Origin of the sequence: Micromonospora sp. WMMD812, assembly GCF_027497215.1 — a bacterium.
Taxonomy (GTDB): domain Bacteria; phylum Actinomycetota; class Actinomycetes; order Mycobacteriales; family Micromonosporaceae; genus Micromonospora.
On record NZ_CP114904.1, the window covers coordinates 815,704 to 834,889 of the forward strand.

General features: G+C 74.3%; 16 protein-coding genes and 1 riboswitch. Of the genes, 12 read left to right on the forward strand and 4 right to left on the reverse strand.

The annotated features are described in order from the left end of the window. The first annotated feature begins 132 nt into the window (after positions 1-132). Together O7603_RS03685 and O7603_RS03690 are read left to right on the forward strand one after the other, a co-directional pair. Positions 133-891, forward strand: coding sequence for an MBL fold metallo-hydrolase (locus O7603_RS03685; protein WP_281574270.1), 759 nt, complete (start codon positions 133-135; stop codon positions 889-891). Continuing rightward, positions 888-1,469: a VTT domain-containing protein gene (locus O7603_RS03690; RefSeq protein WP_281574271.1), complete on the forward strand. Its 582-nt coding sequence runs from the start codon at positions 888-890 to the stop codon at positions 1,467-1,469. The genes O7603_RS03685 and O7603_RS03690 overlap by 4 nt, the downstream gene beginning before the upstream one ends. On the opposite strand, the gene O7603_RS03695 is transcribed toward O7603_RS03690, so the two are convergent. Further along, the gene (locus O7603_RS03695) at positions 1,402-3,828 is read right to left on the reverse strand and encodes a phage holin family protein (protein ID WP_281574272.1); all 2,427 of its coding nucleotides are present in this window, start codon (positions 3,826-3,828) and stop codon (positions 1,402-1,404) included. The two genes, O7603_RS03690 and O7603_RS03695, sit on opposite strands and share 68 nt — an antisense overlap. 131 nt (positions 3,829-3,959) lie before the next feature. Further along, positions 3,960-4,610, reverse strand: coding sequence for a methyltransferase domain-containing protein (locus O7603_RS03700; protein WP_281574273.1), 651 nt, complete (start codon positions 4,608-4,610; stop codon positions 3,960-3,962). A gap of 278 nt (positions 4,611-4,888) precedes the next feature. Here O7603_RS03700 and O7603_RS03705 point away from each other — a divergent pair, with 278 nt between their 5' ends. From O7603_RS03705 to O7603_RS03715, 3 genes are all read left to right on the forward strand, one after another. After that, the gene (locus O7603_RS03705; RefSeq protein WP_281574274.1) at positions 4,889-6,175 is read left to right on the forward strand and encodes an OFA family MFS transporter; all 1,287 of its coding nucleotides are present in this window, start codon (positions 4,889-4,891) and stop codon (positions 6,173-6,175) included. 129 nt (positions 6,176-6,304) lie between these two features. Then, on the forward strand, positions 6,305-7,606 hold the full coding sequence (locus O7603_RS03710; RefSeq protein ID WP_281574275.1) for a DUF1800 domain-containing protein: 1,302 nt from the start codon (positions 6,305-6,307) through the stop codon (positions 7,604-7,606). Between the two features lie 13 nt (positions 7,607-7,619). Next, a complete protein-coding gene (locus O7603_RS03715) occupies positions 7,620-8,861 on the forward strand; it encodes a DUF1501 domain-containing protein (RefSeq protein ID WP_281574276.1) in 1,242 nt (413 codons plus the stop codon). On the opposite strand, the gene O7603_RS03720 is transcribed toward O7603_RS03715, so the two are convergent. Both O7603_RS03720 and O7603_RS03725 read right to left on the reverse strand, forming a co-directional pair. After that, a complete protein-coding gene (locus O7603_RS03720; protein WP_281574277.1) occupies positions 8,774-9,460 on the reverse strand; it encodes a VOC family protein in 687 nt (228 codons plus the stop codon). The two genes, O7603_RS03715 and O7603_RS03720, sit on opposite strands and share 88 nt — an antisense overlap. 232 nt (positions 9,461-9,692) lie before the next feature. Continuing rightward, positions 9,693-9,842: riboswitch (cobalamin riboswitch) on the forward strand. Positions 9,843-9,976: 134 nt separating this feature from the next. Beyond that, on the reverse strand, positions 9,977-10,534 hold the full coding sequence (locus O7603_RS03725) for a GNAT family N-acetyltransferase (RefSeq protein ID WP_281574278.1): 558 nt from the start codon (positions 10,532-10,534) through the stop codon (positions 9,977-9,979). Positions 10,535-10,687: 153 nt separating this feature from the next. Between O7603_RS03725 and O7603_RS03730 the strand changes: the two genes are divergently transcribed. The 7 genes from O7603_RS03730 (at position 10,688) to O7603_RS03760 (ending at position 19,175) form a co-directional block, all read left to right on the forward strand. Continuing rightward, on the forward strand, positions 10,688-11,398 hold the full coding sequence (locus O7603_RS03730) for a siderophore-interacting protein (RefSeq protein WP_281574279.1): 711 nt from the start codon (positions 10,688-10,690) through the stop codon (positions 11,396-11,398). After that, complete coding sequence (locus tag O7603_RS03735; RefSeq protein WP_281574280.1) at positions 11,395-12,660, forward strand: MFS transporter; 1,266 nt, start codon at positions 11,395-11,397, stop codon at positions 12,658-12,660. Before O7603_RS03730 ends, O7603_RS03735 begins: the two co-directional genes overlap by 4 nt. Next, positions 12,657-14,231 (forward strand): MFS transporter, encoded by a 1,575-nt coding sequence (locus tag O7603_RS03740; RefSeq protein WP_348651051.1) that lies wholly within the window; start codon positions 12,657-12,659, stop codon positions 14,229-14,231. The genes O7603_RS03735 and O7603_RS03740 overlap by 4 nt, the downstream gene beginning before the upstream one ends. Positions 14,232-14,292: 61 nt before the next feature. Beyond that, entirely contained in the window at positions 14,293-15,126 is an 834-nt protein-coding gene (locus tag O7603_RS03745; RefSeq protein ID WP_281574281.1) for an ABC transporter ATP-binding protein, read from the forward strand. A gap of 32 nt (positions 15,127-15,158) precedes the next feature. Next, positions 15,159-16,142: an iron-siderophore ABC transporter substrate-binding protein gene (locus O7603_RS03750; RefSeq protein WP_281574282.1), complete on the forward strand. Its 984-nt coding sequence runs from the start codon at positions 15,159-15,161 to the stop codon at positions 16,140-16,142. Continuing rightward, positions 16,139-18,247: an iron ABC transporter permease gene (locus tag O7603_RS03755; RefSeq protein WP_281574283.1), complete on the forward strand. Its 2,109-nt coding sequence runs from the start codon at positions 16,139-16,141 to the stop codon at positions 18,245-18,247. Before O7603_RS03750 ends, O7603_RS03755 begins: the two co-directional genes overlap by 4 nt. A 28-nt stretch (positions 18,248-18,275) precedes the next feature. Beyond that, positions 18,276-19,175 carry a siderophore-interacting protein gene (locus O7603_RS03760; RefSeq protein ID WP_281574284.1) on the forward strand — a complete coding sequence of 300 codons (900 nt, stop codon included), beginning with the start codon at positions 18,276-18,278 and terminating at the stop codon, positions 19,173-19,175. Positions 19,176-19,186: the final 11 nt, after the last annotated feature.

The window sequence follows — 19,186 nt, forward strand, 5'->3', positions numbered from 1 at the left end:
GCGAGCCCGGACGGCCGGCCGGTTGGGCCGTTGACCATCGGGCCTGGGGACGGACGCGGATGCGCCGCCGTGCCGCCGCACCCTCGGGCCGGATACGGTGGCAGGCGTGACAGCGGCGACGCGGGTGGCGGGATGCTCTCGCTGACCTGGTACGGGCACAGCACGGTGTGGATCGAGGATTCGGGCACCCGGTTGCTGACCGACCCGCTGCTGCGCAGCCGCCTCGCCCACCTGCGCCGCCGCCGTGGGCCCGTTCCGCGCCTGCCCGCCGCCCCGGACGCGGTGCTCGTCTCCCACCTGCACGCCGACCACCTGGACTTCGCGTCCCTGCGACGGCTGCCCGCGCACACCCCTCTGGTGGTGCCGGCGGGCGCGGGGCGCCTGGTCCGCCGCGCGCTGCGCGCCGGCGACGACCGGTGCGTCGAGGTGGCCGCCGGCGACCGGATCACGGTCGGGCGACTCACGATCACCGCCGTGCCCGCGGCCCACCACGGCGGCCGTGGCCCCTGGTCCCGGCACCAGGCGCCCGCGGTGGGCTACCTGGTCCACGGTCAGGCGACCACCTGGTTCGCCGGCGACACCGGCCTCTTCGACGAGATGGCCAAGCTGGGGCCGCTCGACCTGGCACTGGTCCCGGTCGGCGGGTGGGGGCCCACCCTCGGCCCCGGTCACCTCGACCCGGCCGACGCGGCCGAGGCGGTCCGCCGCGCCGCGGCGGCGTGGGCGGTGCCAGTCCACTTCGGCACCTTCTGGCCGATCGGCTGCGACCGGATCCGGCCCGACCGTTTCCTCCGGCCGGGGGACGACTTCGCCCGCCACGCCAGAGCGGTCGCGCCCGGCACGCGGGTACGCGTGCTGCGACCGGGCGAGTCCTTCGCGATGCGACCGTGACGGCGACCCTCGGCGCGCTGGGCTGGCTGATCGTCGTCGTGCTGTTCGGCGCTCTGGTGCCGGTGGTGCCGACCGGGGCGGCGGTCAGCGGAGCCGCCGCCCTCGCCGCCCACCAGGATCCGGCGACCGTGGTCCTCGTCGTGCTCGCCGGCGCGGTGGGGGCGTACGTCGGCGACCTCGCGGTCTACCTCGTCCTCCACTGGGGCGGTGAGCGCATCGCCCGACGGCTGCGCTGGCTGCGTGACCCGCAACGCTTCGAGCGGGTGACGGCGCGGGTCCGCGAGGGTCGGGTCTCGATGCTGCTGGTGTCCCGGCTGATCCCGGGCGGCCGGCTGCCGGTGTTGCTCGCCGCGGCGGTGTCCGGGCTGGCCCGGCAGCGCTTCGCCGTGCTCAACGCGCCCGCCAGCCTCGCCTGGTCGGCGCTCTATGCCGCGATCGGCGTCCTCGGCCGCGCCATCTTCCCCCAGCCCTGGCAGAGCGTCGTCGCCGCGATCCTGCTCGTCGTGCTGATCAGCCAGGGCCTGAGCTGGGTGAGCCGGCGCCGGACGGCGCCCGTTCACCCTCCGGCCGCACGGTGACCGGATCCGGCCCGCCCGGCTGGGCACGCCGCGGGTCGGGAAGCGCGTTCCGGTCGTGGCCGTCCGGGGTGCGGGCCACGCCGCCGGGCGGTACGTCGCCGGCGGGGTCGTCGGGCCGGCGCAGGCCGAGCCGGCGCAGCCACGTGAGCAACTGACGGTGCACCGCGTCCGGGCCGACCAGGTCCGCGTCCTGCGGCCAGTGCGCGGGATGGATGAGCAGGGCGTCCGTCTGCCAGCCGCCCAGCCCACCGTGGCAGCCGACCAACTCCTCGAAGGCCGCCACCTCGTCCAGGCTGGGGTCCACGGTGCTGATCACCACCAGGTCGCCCACGTGGTCCATCCCCTGGTGGCGCAGCAGGTCCTGACGCGCGTGCGGCCCGTACGGGGCCAGCGGGTCGTCCCCGTCGACCCGCCCGTCGCGGAGAACGTGGCGCCCGCGTGGGCCGAGCGCCACCGGCCCGGCGGCCGAGTCGACGACCACCAGCCCGACACCCGGATGTGCGGTCAGTCCGTCGATCAACCCCGGCACGACGGCGTCGATCCGTTCCCGGGTGAGCTTCCCCGGATGGCGGGGCAGGTAGATCATCGCGAGGTTTCCGGAGGCCACGACCACGGTCTCCGGGTCGGCACGGGTCGCCGCGTCCTCCTCGCGCTCGGCCGGCCCGAGGGTGACCTCGCCCCCCTCCGAGCGTCCCCGTACGGCCGCGCGGGTGGCGGCCCCGGCCATCCCACCCCGGCCCGCCACCTCGGTGAGCAGCGTGTTGACTCGGCTCCACTGCTCGACGCGCCCGTCCGCCGCGGCACCCGCCGCGCCCCTTGCGGCGACGCTCTCCATGCCCCGGGCGGTGACGGCGCTGTTCCGGCCGTTCGGCGCCGGTGGCTGCGCCGGCGGCGTGGCGAGGCGGCTGACCACCTGCGCCAGCGTCTCGCCGTACCGCTGGCGGAATGTGGCGCCCTGGCTCTGCCCGTGGTCGCTCAGCACGACCAGGTGGTAGCGCCGCGCGGCCTCGCCGGCCAGCCGTTGCAGGACGCCGAGTGTGTGGTCGAGCGCCTCGAGAGCCGCCATCGCCTCCGGGCGCGCCGGCCCGGCGTGGTGGGCGACCTCGTCGTAGTCGACGAAGTCGCAGAAGATGACCGGCGCGCCGCGGGCCATCTGCTCGGCGATGAGCGACACGTTGAGGTCGTTGAGCAGGCTGGCCAGCGGACGCAGCGCCAGGTACGAGCCGCCCCGGTCCCCGCGGGGCTGCACCCCACGCATCCGCTGCCGCCGTCCCTCGTGCAACTCGCGGAGCACCTGCCCCGCGCCCAGCACGACCGTGCGGGCGAACCCGTACGGGCTGGTCATGAAGGCCGCGTAGCCGGGGGTGAAGCGGCCGGGGAGCCCGGCGCGGCTCACCGTGAGCAGGCTGGTGGGGGCGTCACCGGAGAACGCCGTGCTGATGCTGACCCCGCCGTCGCGCAGCAGCCCCTGCCCGGTGGACAGGCGCCGTTCGATCTCGGCGGCGTCCCGGGGCCGGCTGGTCACCACCAGCCGGCCGGTCGCGCGCGAGCCGTCAGCGGTCGCGCTCGCCTTCTCGTACCAGCGATAGGCCGGCACCCGGCCGAACTCGCCGTGCAGCAGACCGGCCTGGGCGGCGGGGGTGGTCGCCGGCAGGCCGGTGTGCCAGCGGGTCATCCGGTGGCTGCGGGAGCGCAGCCACCCGCCGATGGTCGGGAGGTTCCCGGCCCGCACGGCCCACTGCAGCAGCGGAGCGGCCACCCCGTCGAGCTGGATGACGAGTAGCCCGTCGGAGGGCGGCACGTCGGGCGGCGCGGCCGCGGCCTCGCGCCGGCGCCAGGCCGGGCGATCGCGCCGGTCCGGCGACCGCCGCACCCGGCTCATCAGCCGCAGCATCTCGCTCACGAACGTGTCGTCGGTGCCGGCGTCGGCCAGCCAGTTGACGATCGCGGCGAGCGCCACGGCGAGCCACGCGGCGACGAACGCGACGCCGAACCCGGCGACGTGTGCCTCGGGGTCGAGGCGCAACGCCACGTACAGGACGACGGCCTGCACACCCACGCCGATGGCGAGGGCGCCGAGCCCGCCGAGCGCCGTGGCCAGGGCCAGCAGCAGCGGGCGCAGCACCGCGCCGACGCCGGTGACCAGGGCGACCAGCCACAGCATCGCGACCAGGCCGCTGGCGGTGACCCCGGGCAGCAGCCACAGCGTCGTGGCGAGCACCACGAACGAGGTCGCCATGCTGCGCAGCAGCGCGCGGATCCGCGCGACGGTGGGCCGGTAGTCGCGCAGCATCCGCACGCCGACGCGGACGGGCTCGGGCAGCGCGCGCCGCGCGTCGGCCTCCGGCTGCGGATCCATCACGCCACAATGCCACAGCGCCACCAACAAGATCTTTTGTCGTTGGCGTGGGTCACAGTGCGGGTGGACGCGCCTCGGCGCCCCGTACGGTCGGCGCGACGGGCCGCCGAGCGACCCGCGCCGGGCACCCGTCAGCGCGCGGGCGCCGTGTCCGCGACCGGGGGTTTGCGGGCGGCGAGGCGTTCGATGACGCCCCGGGCGAACCGGTCGTGTCCCTCGACGGCCCAGCCCCACCCGCGGACCTGGTCCGCGGGGCGGCGGAGGAAGTGCTCACCGCCGAGCGGGACGGAGACCACCTCGGCGAGCCGTTGCCCGAGACGCAGCGGCCAGGCCGTCGCCGGCACGTGGTCGGCCAGCAGGAGCAGGCCGCCGGGACGCAGCACCCGACTCATCTCGCCGAGCGCCCGGCGCTCGTCGGGTATGGCGCACAGCGAGAACGTGCAGACCACCGTGTCGAAGGAGGCGTCGGGAAAGTCGAGGGCCTGCGCGTCGCCCAGCCGGAGGTCCACGTCGCGGCCCAGCTCGGCGGCCCGGTGCCGGGCGAGCGCCAGCATGCGCGGGCTCCACTCCACCGCGGTCAACCGCGCCTGCGACGGGTAGTACGGCAGGTTGAGGCCGGTGCCGACCGCCACCTCGAGCACATCCCCGACCGCCTTTGCGGCGATCCAGGGCCGGGTGTCGCGGAACAGGCGCCGGTCGGCGAAGCTCATCTGCCGGTCGTACGTGGGCGCTTGTCTGTCCCAGTAGCGGCGCAGCCGCCCCTGCCGATCCGATGCCGCCACCGGAGACTCCCTCCCGTCGGTCACCTCCCCAAGTCTCCCGCCCGGCGCAACCCCGGCCGCGTCTCCCGTGGGGAGCTTGTGGTCATCGCGTTACACCCCGCCGACCGGTCCTCTATTGTCAGACTTGTTCGTGTTCTTGCGCTTCACGGCAATGGTCCGCACCGCCGGACCGGCCAGATCGAGGGCGACCCCGCAGCCAGGGCCGGCTGCCACCGACGCGGTGAGCGACCGTCGTCGCGGACGCCGGCCCATGCGCCGACATACGGGGGTTGCCGCTCATGGCCCAGACCGCACCTGATCCGGGAACGTCCACGCCGACGCGGGGCCGGTGGAATCTGGTCGTCGCCGCGGTGCTGGTCCAGCTCGCGCTCGGCGCCGTGTACGCGTGGAGCGTGTTCAACAAGCCGCTCCAGCAGCAGTTCGGCTGGAGCAAGACCGAGGCGGTGCTGCCGTTCGAGGTAGCGATCGGCACGATCTTCATCGGCAGCCTGATCGGCGGCCGGATCCAGGACCGGCGCGGTCCGCGACCGGTGGCCCTGGGCGGCGGCGTGCTCTACGCCGTCGGCAACATGCTGGCGTCGCTCACCTCCGCGGAGGACCAGCTCTGGCTGCTGGTGCTCACCTACGGCGTGCTGGGCGGCATCGGCCTGGGAGCCGCGTACATCACGCCGATCGCGATGCTCGCGAAGTGGTTCCCGGACCGCCGGGGCCTGATCACCGGCATCGCCGTCGCCGGCTTCGGATTCGGCGCCGTGATCGTCGCGCCGGTGGCGAAGTCGCTGCTCAACGGCACCGCCGACAAGACCAGCGTGTTCCTTCCGCTGGGCATCGCCTACCTGGTCGCGATCCTGCTCGGGGCGTCCCTCTTCCGGAATCCGCCGGCCGGGTACCAGGTGCCCGGGTTCACCCCGGCGGTCGGGGGCCGCGCCGTCGCCGGCACCCGCGTCTACACCCTGGGCGAGGCGCTGCGCACCCCGCAGTGGTACCTGCTCACCGCGATCCTCACCCTCAACGTGGCCTGCGGCATCGCGCTGATCTCCCAGGCCTCCGACGCCGCCGAGGCGATCACGGGGGCGAGCGCCGCGACCGCGGCGACGCTGGTCGGCGTCTTCGGCCTGTTCAACGGCGCCGGCCGGGTGGCGTGGGCCTGGCTGTCCGACCGTACGGGCCGGATGCCGGCGTTCATCGGGATGCTGCTGCTGCAGGCGATCTGCTTCTTCATCCTGCCGCACGCGGCGGCGATCGGGCTGTTCGCCGTCCTCGCCGCGCTGGTCTACCTGGCGTACGGCGGGGGGTTCGGCACCATGCCGGCGACCGCCGCCGACTACTTCGGCACACCCAACGCCGGCGCCGTGTACGGTGCGATGATCGTCGCCTGGAGCATCGGGGGAGTGGTCGGGCCGCTGGTCACCGCGGTGCTCTACGAGGCAAGTGGCAACAGCTACACGTTGCCGTTCACGGTCATCGCGATCGTCGCCCTCGTCGGCCTGATCCTGCCGCCGATCACCCGGCTGCCCACCCGACCGGGCCGGCCGCGACCGCACAACGAGGTCACCGGCCCCTGAGCCGGGTCGGGTCGTCCCGCCGCGCCGCTCGCGGACGACCCGGACCGGCGCCGGCAGGCCGGACCGCCACACGATGCCCGGACGGCGCTCTTACCGACCTCGAACATTGATGCTCTAGCGTCGGATCACATGACTGAGCGCGAAGCGGTGGCGCACCTGCTGCGTCGGGCGACGTTCGGGCCGACCGCCGACGAGGTGGACACGGCCGAACGCGAGGGCGTCGGCCGTACGCTCGACCGGCTGCTGACGCCGACCGATCCGGACGCGGGTGCGGCGGCGACCCCGCCCCCGGCGCTCGGACCGGACCCCGCGGCGCAGCTCGACAAGGGGGCGACCCGCGAACAACGCCAACAGGCCAACCAGAAGCGCCGGGAGCAGGTGACCCGACTGACCGACTGGTGGCTGGGGCGGATGGCGGCGGCCGACCACCAGCTGTCCGAGAAGCTGCTCTTCTTCTGGCACGGGCACTGGGCGACCAGCGTGCAGAAGGTCCGCTCCGCTCCGCTGATGCTGCGCCAACTGGAGACGTTGCGACGGCTGGGCCGCGGCCCGCTGACACCGCTCGTCGACGCGATGGTCCGGGACCCGGCCCTGATCCTCTGGCTGGACGGGCAGAAGAACACCCGCCGAGCGCCCAACGAGAACCTGGCCCGGGAGCTGATGGAGCTGTTCACCCTGGGCGTCGGCGGCGGCTACACCGAGGCGGACGTCAAGGAGGGCGCCCGGGCGCTCACCGGCTGGGCGGTGGACCGCCGCACCGGGACGGCCCGGTTCGAACCGCGCCGCCACGACGCCGGCCCGAAGACGATCCTCGGCCAGCGGGAGGCCTTCGACGCCGGGTCGTACGCGCGGTTGCTCGCCACCCGGCCCGAGGCGGCGCGGTTCGTCGCCGGCCGGCTCTGGTTCCGCTTCGCCGGCCCGCACGTGCCGGCCCCCAACGATCTCGCCGGCGCGGACACGATCGCCACGCTGCGCCGGATCCTCACCGCGCCGGACTTCGCGCAGACCCGCGACACCCTGGTCAAGCAGCCGGTGGAGTGGCTGGTCGGCGCGGCGCGGCAGCTCGGCGTCCGCCCGTCGGCGCTGCCCGAGCAGAACCGCCGCCGGCTGCTGGCGGGGTTGAACGCGCTCGACCAGGTGCCGCTGCGCCCGCCGAGCGTCGGCGGATGGCCGGCGGGAAACGCCTGGCTCACCACCTCGTCGCTGCAGGCCCGGCTCCGGGCGGCCGACGTCCTGGCCGCCGCCGCGACGCCGGCCGTGCTGGCCCGGCTGAACGCCGCGCCACCCGAGGGCAGACCCGACGCGCTGGCCCGGCTGCTCGTGGTCGACCGGTGGAGTGACCGCACCCGGGCCGCGCTGACGCCGTTGGCCGGCGAACCACGCCGACTGATCGTGGCCGGCCTGGTCAGTCCCGAGTACTCGGTCAGCTGAGGAGGAGAGCGCAGTGGACGTCCTGACCCGACGACGGTTCCTCGTCGCGAGCGGCGTGGTCGGCGCGACCGCCCTGGCCGCCGGAGCCGCCGCATACCGGCTGGAGGACCTGCTCGCCACCGCCGGTGACCGGGACCCCGAGGCCCGGACCCTGGTGCTGGTGACGCTCTACGGCGGCAACGACGGACTGAACACCGTCATCCCGTACGCCGACCCGGCCTACCACGCCGCACGCCCGGAGCTGGCGTACCGGGCCGAGGAGGTCAAGCGCCTCGACGACGAGGTCGGCCTCAACCCGGCCCTGGCCGGACTGCACCGCCTGCACGACGCGGGGCGGCTCGCGGTGGTCCGGGGCGTCGGCTACCCGAAGCCGGACCGCAGCCACTTCCGGTCGATGGACATCTGGCACACCGCCCAGCCGGACCGCCCGGGCACCACCGGCTGGCTGGGCCGGTGGCTCGACGGCGCCGGCGGGGATCCGCGGCTGGCGGTCTCGTTCGAGCCGGCGTTGCCGCCCCTGCTGGCCGGCGAGCGCAGCGCCGGAGCGTCGGTGCAGGTGACCGGGCGGAAGGCCGCCAAGGGACTGTCCGACGAGACCCTCGCCGCGTTCGCCGCGGCCGCGCCCGACGAGTCGCCGGCCCGGGCCCGCGCGGCCACCTGCTTCGCGGACCTGCGGTCGGTCGACGCGATGATCCGCGAGGTACGCGATGCCGACGGCGCCGAGGAACAGGAGCAGGACGGCGGGGCGGAACCGGCGACCGCGACCGGTGGTGCGCGTACCCCGCTCGACGCCCAGCTGGACCTGGTCGCCCAGTGCGTCGAGGCCGGGGTGTCGACCCGGGTCTTCTCGGTGTCCCTCGGTGGGTTCGACACCCACGCCGACGAGCGGCAGCTCCAGGAGGTGCTGCTCGGGCAGGTGGACCGCGCCCTGAGCGGGTTCGCCGACCGGATGGCACGGACCGAGGCCGGCCGGAAGGTCGTGGTGGCCGTCTACTCGGAGTTCGGCCGCCGGGTCCGTGCCAACGCCTCGGACGGCACCGACCACGGCACCGCGTCCAACGTCCTGCTGCTCGGAGCGGGGGTACGCGGCGGGGTGCGCGGTGCCGCGCCCAGCCTCACCGACCTCGACGACGGCGACCTGAAGTTCACCACCGACTTCCGGGACGTCTACGCCACGCTGCTGGAGCGGGTGCTGGACACCGACCCGGGGACGATTCTCGCCGACTGGCGCGGTCGCCTCACCGGCGTCCTCTGACGTCCCACGGCTCCACGGATCGCGGCAGCGCGGCGGGCGAGGGCAACCGCCCTCGGCCGCCGCGCCGGATTCCTTCCGTGCCGCCTCGGCTCACTCCGGCCGGGCGAACCCACCCGGGGCGCGATGAGCTCCAGGTTGGTGCCGTCGGGGTCGTTGAAGTAGGCGACCTCGGTGCCGAGGGCCTCCACCGGGTACACCTCGCCGGCGGCGAACGTGTACGGCTCGCCGAGGAACGCGAAGCCGGCCTCGCGCATGCGCGCGTGGACGGCGTGCACGTCGGCGACGGTGAAGCAGAGGTGCATCGTGCCGGGCCGGTTGGCGGCCCCCACCGCCGGCTCGCCGGCCGGGTCCAGGAACTGGATCAGGTCGATGCCGAGGTTGTCGAGGTTGAACGTCGCGTACCGGAGCTTGGTCGTCGGCAGCCCCTGGGACTGCGCGAAGCCGGGCCCCTGCATGGTCTCGTCGCGGACCACCGGGTCGGCACCGAGGAGTGCCTGGTAGAAGGCCACCGAACGGTCGAGGTCGCGCACCGAGATCCCCACGTGGGCGGCCGTCCGGAGGCCGATGGACACCGTCGAAGGCTGTGGTGTGCTGGTCATCGCGAGTTCTCCTTACCGCATGTCGACACTGTTCGAGGTCGCTGCTCGTGCAGTCCTACCCCGTGCGCGTCCGGCTAGCCGCGTGGCGGGAAAGTGTGGCCGGCGAGGTACTGGCGCTCCGCCGTGGGCGGACGACGCGTCGCGGCAGAGGTGAGACTCGGACGACACGCCGACGCGACATCTGGGTCGCTACGAGGAGCGGCGCTCCATATCTGGTGTCCGACGCAGCTGGTTCGGCCGTTCCTCAGGGGGCGGCCGAGGCAAAGGGGAACCCGGTGGAAATCCGGGACTGCCCGCAGCGGTGAGTGGGAACGACCGCCGTCATCAGCATTGGGCCGCAGGCGTGCGGGCTGTCCGACCCGCCCGCCGAGGCGGTCGACTGCTACCGGCTGATGTCGAGCCGGCGCACCAGGTCGGGGTGACCGGGACGGCCGCCTTCGACGACGACTTCTGAGCCGGCGCGCCCGGGGCGGTGTCACACCGCCCCGGGCGACCGACGGTCGGCAGGCGTGCCGGTCAGGCGGTCGGGCGGTCCGCCTCGAAGCGGGCACGCGTCAGGAAGGCGAGCTGGGCCCGCTTGTCCGGCATGTCGATCTCGGGCCCGAACGTGAAGCCCTCCGTCTCGAGCCGGCGCAGCGCGAGGTGGTTGCGCACGTCCGGCTCGACGACGATCCGTCGCGCGGCCGGGTCGAGGAACAGGAAGCGGGCGAGCGCGGGGCCGACGGCGGTGGTGAGGCCGCGTGCGTACCGCTGTCCGGGATGGAGCAACAGGTGCATCCCGATGTCGCCCGGCTGGACCGGGTAGCGCTCACCGACCGGGTCGGCCTCGGGCTGGTACGTCTGGAACAACCCGACCGGTTCCCCGTCGAGCAGGATCAGGTAGGCGTGGTGCGTCGGCAGACCGTCGATGAACGTGTAGATCTCGCGTACGTCGTCGAGGGTGTGCGATCCCATGCCCCAGAACGAGTTCCGCGGCTGGGTGACCCAGCCGTGCAGCAGCGGGGCGTGCCGGTCGGGCTCCACCGGCGCGAGCGACAGTTCGCCGAGGTCGGGAATCTTCTCCTGGTAGCGCATATGGCCTGGTCCTCTGCTTTTCGGTGCGGCGCCGATCGCGATCGGTCGTCGGGCGCTCGACGGGCACGTGGACCGCGCGGCAGCCGTCGATTCCCTCGTGATCGAATTTAGGTTAACCTAACCTAAGGAAGGCAGACCTTACCTGGAGGATGCGTGAAGCGGAACTGGGAAGCCCTCGTCCTCAAGGCCATGGGTGGCCGGGACTTTCGGCTGACCGTGCTGGCCGTCGAGTCGGTCGACGGGCACTACCAACGCCTGCTCGTCGAGGACGGCGGGCTGCTCGAGGCGTGTGGCGTGCACCCCACGATGTGGATCCGACTGTGGTTCGACGACGGCGGCCGCCCGCACCAGCGCGCGTACACCCTCGTCGATCCGGACCCGGCGACCGGCCGGTTCAGTCTGGAGTTCGCCCTGCACGACGGCTGCGCCGCCCGCTGGGCCAGCGCAGCGCGGGTGGGGGACACCATCGACGCCACCGTGCAGGGCAGCGGGTTCCAGCTGCCCGACCCCGCGCCGGAGCACCTCTACCTGGTCGGTGACGCGGCGTCCCTGCCCGCGGTGAACAGCCTCCTCGACGCCGGCGCCGACATCCCGGCGACGGTGTGGCTCGAGTACGCCCACGAGGGCGAGAAGGCGCTCGCCCCGCGGGCACGCGCGCACCACGACGTCACCTGGGTGCCGCGTCGCGACGACGGGCGGCACCTGGTCGAGACGGTCTGCGCGGCGCTGTCCGCCAGCGGCGACGCCCACTACTGGGTGGCCTGCGAGGCGGCCAGCACCCGTGCCATCACCCGGCACGTCCGGCGCACCCTGGGCGTCGGCCGGCAGCAGCTGACCTCGCTCGGCTACTGGAGCGCCAGGTGAGCGGTCGGCTCGGCACCCTCACCGCGCTGTACGTCACCCAGTACCTCGGCATCGGTTTCATCACCGTCGGGTTGACCGCCATCCTGCGCGACGGCGGCACCTCGCTGGACACCCTCGCGCTGTTGCAGGTCGTCGGCCTGATCTGGCCGATCAAGTTCCTGTGGGCGCCGATCCTCGACCGGTACGGCTCCCGCCACCGCGGCCACTACCGGTCCTGGCTGCTGGTGCTCCAGGGGGGCATGGTCCTGGCGCTGCTGGCCCTGCTGCCGTTCTCGCGCCCCGCGGCCGAACTCGGCCCCGTCATCGCGGTCTGCGCCGCGTACGTGCTCCTCTCGGCGACCCAGGACATCGCCGTCGACGCGGTGGCCGTCCGGATGCTCGCCGAGACCGCCCGCGGGACGGGCAACGGCATCCAGGTGGCCGCGAGCTACCTCGGCAACCTGCTCGGCGGCGGCGCGTGCGTGCTGGTCTACGACCGGTACGGGTGGCTGCCGGCGGTCGGCCTGCTGGCCGCGTTGACGGCGGTCGGCCTGCTGGTGGTGTGGCGGTTCCGGGAACCGGCGCGCGCCGACCGGGTGGCCCGGGTCGGCGCGGCCTACCGGGCGCTGCTCTCGGTGTTCGGTCAGCCCGGCTGCCGGTGGTGGACCTTCGGCGTGGTGCCGCTGGTCTACGTCGGGGCGGGGATGGCATACGCCCTGGTCACCCCCGCGCTGGTCGACGCCGGCTGGTCGCTGGGCCGGATCGGCGTGGTGACCGGGGTGGTGACGAGCGCGCCGGCGATCCTGGCCGGCCTGGCCGCCGGGCTCGGGATCGGGCGGTTCGGGCGCAGCGGCATGCTGGTGACCGGCGGTGCGGCCCTGGCGCTGTCGACCGTGGGGCTGCTGCCGCTGATGTACGGCCGCGCGCCGCTGGGTGGCACGATCGTCGCGCTGTGCTGCTTCCTGGCGGCGTACACCGTCGCGAACGTGGTGCTCTACACCGTCAACATGGACTACTCCCGACCGGCCGTCGGCGGCACCGACTTCACGGTCCTGTCGTCGTTCGGGCTGATCTGCTCCTTCGTGGCGGCCTCGATCGGCCTGGCCGCCGCGGACCGGCTCGGCTACCCGGTGGTCGCCGTGTCGTCCATCGTGCTGGTCGCCGCCGGGGTCGCCCTCGGCGTCGCGCACCGGCGGCGGTTCCCCCGCCCGACGCGCCCGGGCGGGGCGCCGGTGGACGACCTCGCGCGGCCCGCCGTCGGCGGGCTGGCGAACGCGTCGTGAGCTCGGCGTCCACGGTCGACCCCGCCCCGGGTGCGACCGACGGGACCGCACCCGTCCCGGGCCCGCCGCCCACCCGGTGGCTCATCCTGGCGGTGCTCTGCCTCGCGCAACTCGTCGTGGTGCTGGACAACACCGTCCTGACCGTCGCGGTACCGGTGCTCACCACCGAACTGGGCGCCAGCACCGCCGACGTGCAGTGGATCATCAACGCGTACGCGCTGGTGCTGTCCGGGTTGCTGCTCACCGCGGGCAGCGCCGCCGACCGGTACGGGCGTCGCCGCATGCTGCTCGCCGGGCTCGTCCTGTTCGGACTCGGCTCGCTGGTCGCCGGGCTCGCGCGCACCACCGAGCAGCTGATCGCCGCCCGCGCCGGCATGGGCGTCGGCGGCGCCCTGCTGGCCACGGCCACCCTCGCCGTCGCGATGCAGGTCTTCGATCCCACCGAGCGGTCCCGGGCGATCGGCATCTGGGCGGCCACCAGCGCGCTGGGTTTCGCCGCCGGGCCGCCGATCGGCGGCGCCGTCCTCGCCCATCTGCCCTGGGGCGCCATCTTCCTGATGAACGTCCCGATCGTGGTGATCTGCCTGCTCGCCGGCCGGGCGCTCATACCGGAGTCCCGCGAACCGGCCCGCGGGCACCTCGACCTGGTAGGGGTGGCGCTGTCCGTCGCCGGCCTGACCACCGTCGTCTGGTCGATCATCTCCGGGCCGGAGCGGGGCTGGGCGTCGGTCGAGGTCCTCGGCGCGGCCGCCGCCGGTGCGGGCCTGCTCGGGTTCTTCGTCCTCTGGGAGCGGCGCACGCCGGAGCCCATGCTCGACATGCACTTCTTCCGGGACCGCCGCTTCGTCGGCGCGGTCTGCGGAGTCGTCCTGATCACCTTCGGCGCCACCGGCGCGCTGTTCCTGCTCACCCAGCACCTGCAGTTCGTGCGCGGTTACCCCGCCTGGGAGGCGGGCCTGCGGATGGCGCCGTTCGCGCTGTCCATCGTGCTGCTCAACGTCAGCGGTGTCGCCGCGGCCCTGATCCGCCGCCTCGGGCTGGCGGCCGCCATCGCGCTCGGCATGACGCTGCTCGCCGTCGGACTCGCCGTGGTCACGCACGACCCGACGGACGGCTACGGGGTGCTGCTGGGCGGTCTGCTCGTGATGGGCACCGGCTGCGCGTTGGCCAACCCGGCGATCGTCGAGGCGGTGATGAGCGCCATCCCGGCGCGGAAGGCCGGTGCCGGCGCCGGGATCGACGGCACGATGACCGAGGTCGGCAGCAGTCTCGGCATCGCCGTGCTGGGCGCCGTGCTGCACGCCCGGTTCACGGCCCTGCTCCCGGCCGCCCTGGCCGGTGCCGGATCGTTCCCCGCGGCCCTCGCCGCCGCGGGGACGGAGGCGGACCGGGAGGCCGTCGCCGGGGCGTTCGCCGCGGCGCTGAAGACCGGCCAGACCGTGGGCGCCGGCGCCGTCCTGGTGGGTGGCCTGGTCGCCGCCGGGCTGTTGTACCGGGCGGAGCGGAGGCGGCCCGGTCGGGTGGGCGTCGACGAGCCGACCCCGGCCGTCGACTCACCGGATATCGGCTGACCAGCCGTGGCGGGAGGTGCCGCCTTGACAAATGACCATCAGCTTAGGTTAGCCTAACCTCATGTCAGAGGGACGGAAGCTGGCCGGGGGCGAGCAGAGCCTGTGGGGGATCGACCTGCGTCTGGGCTATCACGGGGTGCCGGTCGTGCACGGCGCGGCGATCGCCCTCCGCGCCGGCGCCGTGACGGCCCTCGTCGGCCCGAACGGCAGCGGCAAGTCCACCCTGCTGCGGGCCTTGGCCCGGCTGCACCCGATCGCCGGTGGCGCGGTGCAGCTCGCCGGCGACACCGCCGCGGCCGACCTGCCGGCCCGGGAGTTCGCCCGCCGAGTAACCCTGCTCGCCCAGAGCCGGCCGGTGCCCAGCGGGGTCACCGTTCGCGACGTGGTCGGCTACGGCCGCCACCCGTACCGGCGGCGGTGGCGGGCCGACGATCCGGAGGGCCCCGCCGCGGTCAGCCGCGCCATGGACGTCACCGGCGTCGCCGCGATGGCCGACCGGCCGGTCGACGAGTTGTCCGGCGGCGAGCTGCAGCGGGTCTGGTTGGCCACCTGTCTCGCCCAGGACACGCCGGTGCTGTTGCTCGACGAACCCACCACCTTCCTCGACCTGCGCTACCAGGTGGAGATCCTCGACCTGGTGCGCGAGCTGGCCGACGACCACGAGGTCGCGGTCGGCGTGGTGCTGCACGACCTCAACCAGGCCGCCGCGGTGGCCGACGAGGTGGTCCTGCTGCACGGCGGCCGGGTCCGCGCCACCGGCGCCCCGCGCGAGGTCTTCACCGAGCAGGCGCTGACCGAGACGTACGGCATCCGCATCGAGGTGACCGCCGACCCGCTCACCGGGTTGGTGACCACCCGACCCGTGGGCCGGCACCTCACCCGCATCCCGGTCTGAGCCGGGCAACTCATCTCACGAGAAAGACACCAATGTCCCGTACCCGCTTCACCGCCATCGTCGCCGCCACGGCTGCCGCACTGCTGCTCAGCGCCTGCGGCACCACCGAGAACACCGCCGCCCCGGAGGCCTCCGCCTCGTTGGCCGGGCCGGTCACCGTCACCGACAGCCGCGGCAAGGCGATCAGCCTCAAGTCCCCGGCGACCAAGGTGGTCGGTCTGGAGTGGGGTGAGGTCGAGATGCTGGTCAGCCTCGGCGTCATGCCCGTCGGCGTCGCCGACCCCAAGGGCTACGGCACCTGGGTCACCGCCGCCAAGCTCGACCCGGGCGTCAAGGACGTCGGCACCCGTGGCGAGCCGAGCGTCGACTCTGTCGTCGCGCTCCAGCCCGACCTCGTGGTGATGGAGGACGACGGCACCGCCACCCTGGTCAACCAGCTCGAGAAGTACGTCCCCGTGCTGGTCACCAAGGGCAGCGACGCGAAGGACAACCTCGGTCGGATGCGCAACGACCTCAACATGATCGCCAAGGCGACCGGCAAGACCGCCGAGGCCGAGAAGCTGCTCGCGGACTTCGACGTCGCCCTCGCCGACGGCAAGAAGAAGATCGCCGACGCGGGCGCCGCCGGCCGCCCGTTCGCCATCGCCGACGGCTGGAAGGAGGGCAGCACCGTCAGCATCCGGATGTTCGGCCAGGGCGCCCTCGTCTCCCAGCTCGGCATCCAGCTCGGCCTGACCAACGCGTGGACCGGCAAGACGGACGAGGCGTGGGGGCTGGGCCAGACGGACGTCGAGGGGCTGACCGTCCTCAAGGACCCGAACCTGCACTTCTTCTACAACGCCTCGGACGACACCGACGTGTTCGCCGACGGCCTCGCCGGCAACGCCATCTGGAAGTCGCTGCCCTTCGTCCAGCAGGGCCACCTGCACCGGATGCCCAACGGCATCTGGACCTTCGGCGGCCCGCTCTCCGGCAAGCAGTACATCGACCAGCTCGTGAAGACCTACACGGTGTGACCGCGCTGACCGCACCCCCGCGCCCGGAGCCGGCTCTCGAGCCGGCTCCGGCCGGGCGCCTCGCCACCCCGCGCCTCGTCGGGGTCTTCGTCGCCGCGACCCTGCTCCTGCTCGTCGTCGCGGCGGTGCACCTCACCCAGGGCACCTCCTCGATCGGCGCCCTCGACCTGCTGCGCCTGGCCACCGGCGGCGACGACGAGGCCGCCCGGGTCCTGATCGCCTCCCGGCTGCCCCGACTGCTCGCCGGCCTCGCCATCGGCGTCGCGCTCGGCTTCGCCGGCGCCGCCTTCCAGTCGATCGCCCGCAATCCGCTCGCATCGCCGGACACCATCGCCGTCAACGCGGGCGCCCACCTGGCCATCGTCGCCGTCGCCGCGTTCGGCGTCTCCCTGCCCGCCCTACCGGCCGGCGGCCTCGCGTTCGGCGGCGGCATCGCCGCGGCGGGGCTGGTGCTGGCGATGTCCGCCGGGGGGCAGGCCGGCACCACCCGGCTCATCCTCGCCGGCTCGGCGATCGCACTCGCGCTCGGCTCGGTCACCACCCTGCTCCTGCTGCTCTTCGAGCAGGCCACCATCGGCCTCTTCGCCTGGGGCAACGGCTCGCTCGTCCAGAGCGACATGGTCGCGGTCCGCGAGCTCGCCCCGGTGATCGGCCTCGCCGTGCTGGCGCTGATGCTGCTCGGGCACCGGCTCGACATCCTCGCCCTCGGCGACGACACGGCCACCGTGCTCGGCCTCGACGTACGGCAGACCCGGCTCATCGTGACGTTGCTGGCCGTGCTGCTCTCCGCCGCTGCGGTCACCCTGACCGGTCCGGTCGCCTTCGTCGGCCTCTGTGCGCCGGTGATCGTCCGGCTGCTCGGCCGCGTGGTGCCCGGCGTGCACCGGCACCGGATCCTGCTGCCGCTCTCCGGCATCGCCGGGGTGCTCATCGTGCTCGGCTCCGACATCCTGCTGCGTGCCGTGATGGGCGGGCAGGCCGGCGTGGACGTCCCCACCGGCGTGGTCACCACCCTCTTCGGCGCGGTCGTCCTGGTCTGGCTGGCCCGCCGGCACCGCGACGCCGGCCCGACCCGCCGACCGCCGGGCGGGCACGCCGCCGTCCGCTCACGGACCTTCGTCGGGGTGGTCGTCGCCGTGACCGCCACCGCCACCGTCGCCGCGATCGTCGTCGGGATGCTCGCCGGGGACACCTGGGTGCTGCTCGGCGACATCGTCAACTGGCTCAACGGGACCACCGGGCCGGCGTACACCTTCGTGCTGGACCAGCGGTGGCCCCGGGTCGCCGCGGCGGTGCTGGCCGGCGCCGCGATCGCCGTCGCCGGCACCACCGTGCAGGCGGTCTGCCGCAACCCGCTCGCCGAGCCGGGCGTCCTCGGCATCACCGCCGGCGCCGGGCTGGGCGCGGTCGCGCTGCTCACCTTCGTTCCGCTGGCCGGGGTGTGGGCCATCTCCGGCGTCGCCGGGCTCGGCGCCATGGTCGCCTTCGCCCTGGTCTACGCGGTGGCGTGGCGCGGGGGTCTCAGCTCCGACCGGCTCGTCCTGATCGGTTTCGGGGTCTGGCAGGGCGGCCTGGCCGTGATCACCTTCCTGATCGTCTCGTACGACCCGTGGAACACCGGCAAGGCGCTGACCTGGCTCTCCGGCTCTACCTACGGCCGCACGTCGCTGCAGGTCCTGCCGGTCGCGATCGCGCTGCTGCTCTTCACCCCGGCGGTGGTCGCCGCCCGGCGCGAGCTCGACCTGATGGCCCTCGACGACGACACGCCCCGGGTGCTCGGCGTCCGGCTGGAGCGCACCCGGCTGGTCGCCCTCGGCGCGGCGGCGCTGCTCACCGCCACCGCCGTCTCCGCCGTCGGCGTGATCGGCTTCGTCGGCCTGGTCGCGCCGCACATGGCCCGGGCGCTCGTCGGTGCCCGGCACGCCCGAGTGCTCCCGGTCGCGGCGCTGCTCGGCGCCGCGCTGGTCAGCGTCGCGGACACCCTGGGCCGCACCGTCATCGCTCCCGCGCAGATCCCCGCCGGCCTGGTCACCGCCATGATCGGCACCCCGTACTTCGTCTGGCTGCTGTGGCGCTCCCGCGCCGTGGCGGCCACCGCCCGCTGACCGAACCGGCCTGACCGAGAGAGGCACCATGACCGAGACCCTGCCCGTCGCGCCCTGGCGTCTGTTCACCGTCGAGGTCCGGGCGGTACGCCGGCTCAGCCCGTCGTTCGTACGGGTCACCTTCACCGGGGCCGACCTCGACCGGTTCGCCGACAACGGCTACGACCAGCGGATCAAACTCGCGCTGCCGCTCCCCGGCGAGCACACCGTGCGGATGCCCGACGGCCCCGACTGGTACACGGCCTGGCGGGCCCTGCCGGACGAGCGCCGCTACCCGATCCGCACCTACACCGTCCGCGCCGTACGCCCGCACCTGGCCGAGGTCGACATCGACCTGGTCCTGCACGGCGACAGCGGCCCGGCGACCCGGTGGGCGCGGCGGGCCCGCGCCGGCGACGAGATCGTGCTCGTCGGCCCGGACGCCGGCTACCGGGGCGACCACGGCGGTGTCGAGTTCCGGCCGCCGGCGACCGCGCAGCTGTTGCTGGTCGGCGACGAGACCGCGGTGCCGGCGATCGCCGCCATCCTGGAACGCCTGCCCCGGGACGCGCGCGGCCGGGTGCTGCTCGAGGTGCCCGGGGCCGACGACGTGCTGCCGCTGGTGGCGCCGCCCGGCGTCACCGTGACCTGGCTGGCCCGGGACGCGGGGGAGCACGGGAGCCGGCTCGTCGAGGCGGTCGCGGCGGCGGCGGGGGAGCTGCTGGTCGCCCCGGCTCCGCCCGTCGCCCAGCCGGTCCCCGACGTGGACGTGGACGACCTCTGGGAGGTGCCCGAGGAGGTGCCGGCGACGCCGTTGTACGCGTGGCTGGCCGGGGAGGCGGGGGTCATCCGTACCCTGCGCCGGCACCTGGTGGGGGAGCGGGGCCTCGACCGGCGGGCGGTGGCGTTCATGGGCTACTGGCGGATCGGCCGCGCCGACCCCTCCTGACGGTGTCGCTT

Bases quoted from the DNA above. Each gene is read 5' to 3' on its own strand.
- O7603_RS03710 (WP_281574275.1), top strand. From the start codon at position 6,305: ATGACTGAGCGCGAAGCGGTGGCGCACCTGCTGCGTCGGGCGACGTTC.
- O7603_RS03705 (WP_281574274.1), top strand. From the start codon at position 4,889: ATGGCCCAGACCGCACCTGATCCGGGAACGTCCACGCCGACGCGGGGC.
- O7603_RS03745 (WP_281574281.1), top strand. From the start codon at position 14,293: ATGTCAGAGGGACGGAAGCTGGCCGGGGGCGAGCAGAGCCTGTGGGGG.
- O7603_RS03725 (WP_281574278.1), bottom strand. From the start codon at position 10,534: ATGCGCTACCAGGAGAAGATTCCCGACCTCGGCGAACTGTCGCTCGCG.
- O7603_RS03720 (WP_281574277.1), bottom strand. From the start codon at position 9,460: ATGACCAGCACACCACAGCCTTCGACGGTGTCCATCGGCCTCCGGACG.
- O7603_RS03685 (WP_281574270.1), top strand. From the start codon at position 133: ATGCTCTCGCTGACCTGGTACGGGCACAGCACGGTGTGGATCGAGGAT.
- O7603_RS03760 (WP_281574284.1), top strand. From the start codon at position 18,276: ATGACCGAGACCCTGCCCGTCGCGCCCTGGCGTCTGTTCACCGTCGAG.
- O7603_RS03695 (WP_281574272.1), bottom strand. From the start codon at position 3,828: ATGGATCCGCAGCCGGAGGCCGACGCGCGGCGCGCGCTGCCCGAGCCC.
- O7603_RS03750 (WP_281574282.1), top strand. From the start codon at position 15,159: ATGTCCCGTACCCGCTTCACCGCCATCGTCGCCGCCACGGCTGCCGCA.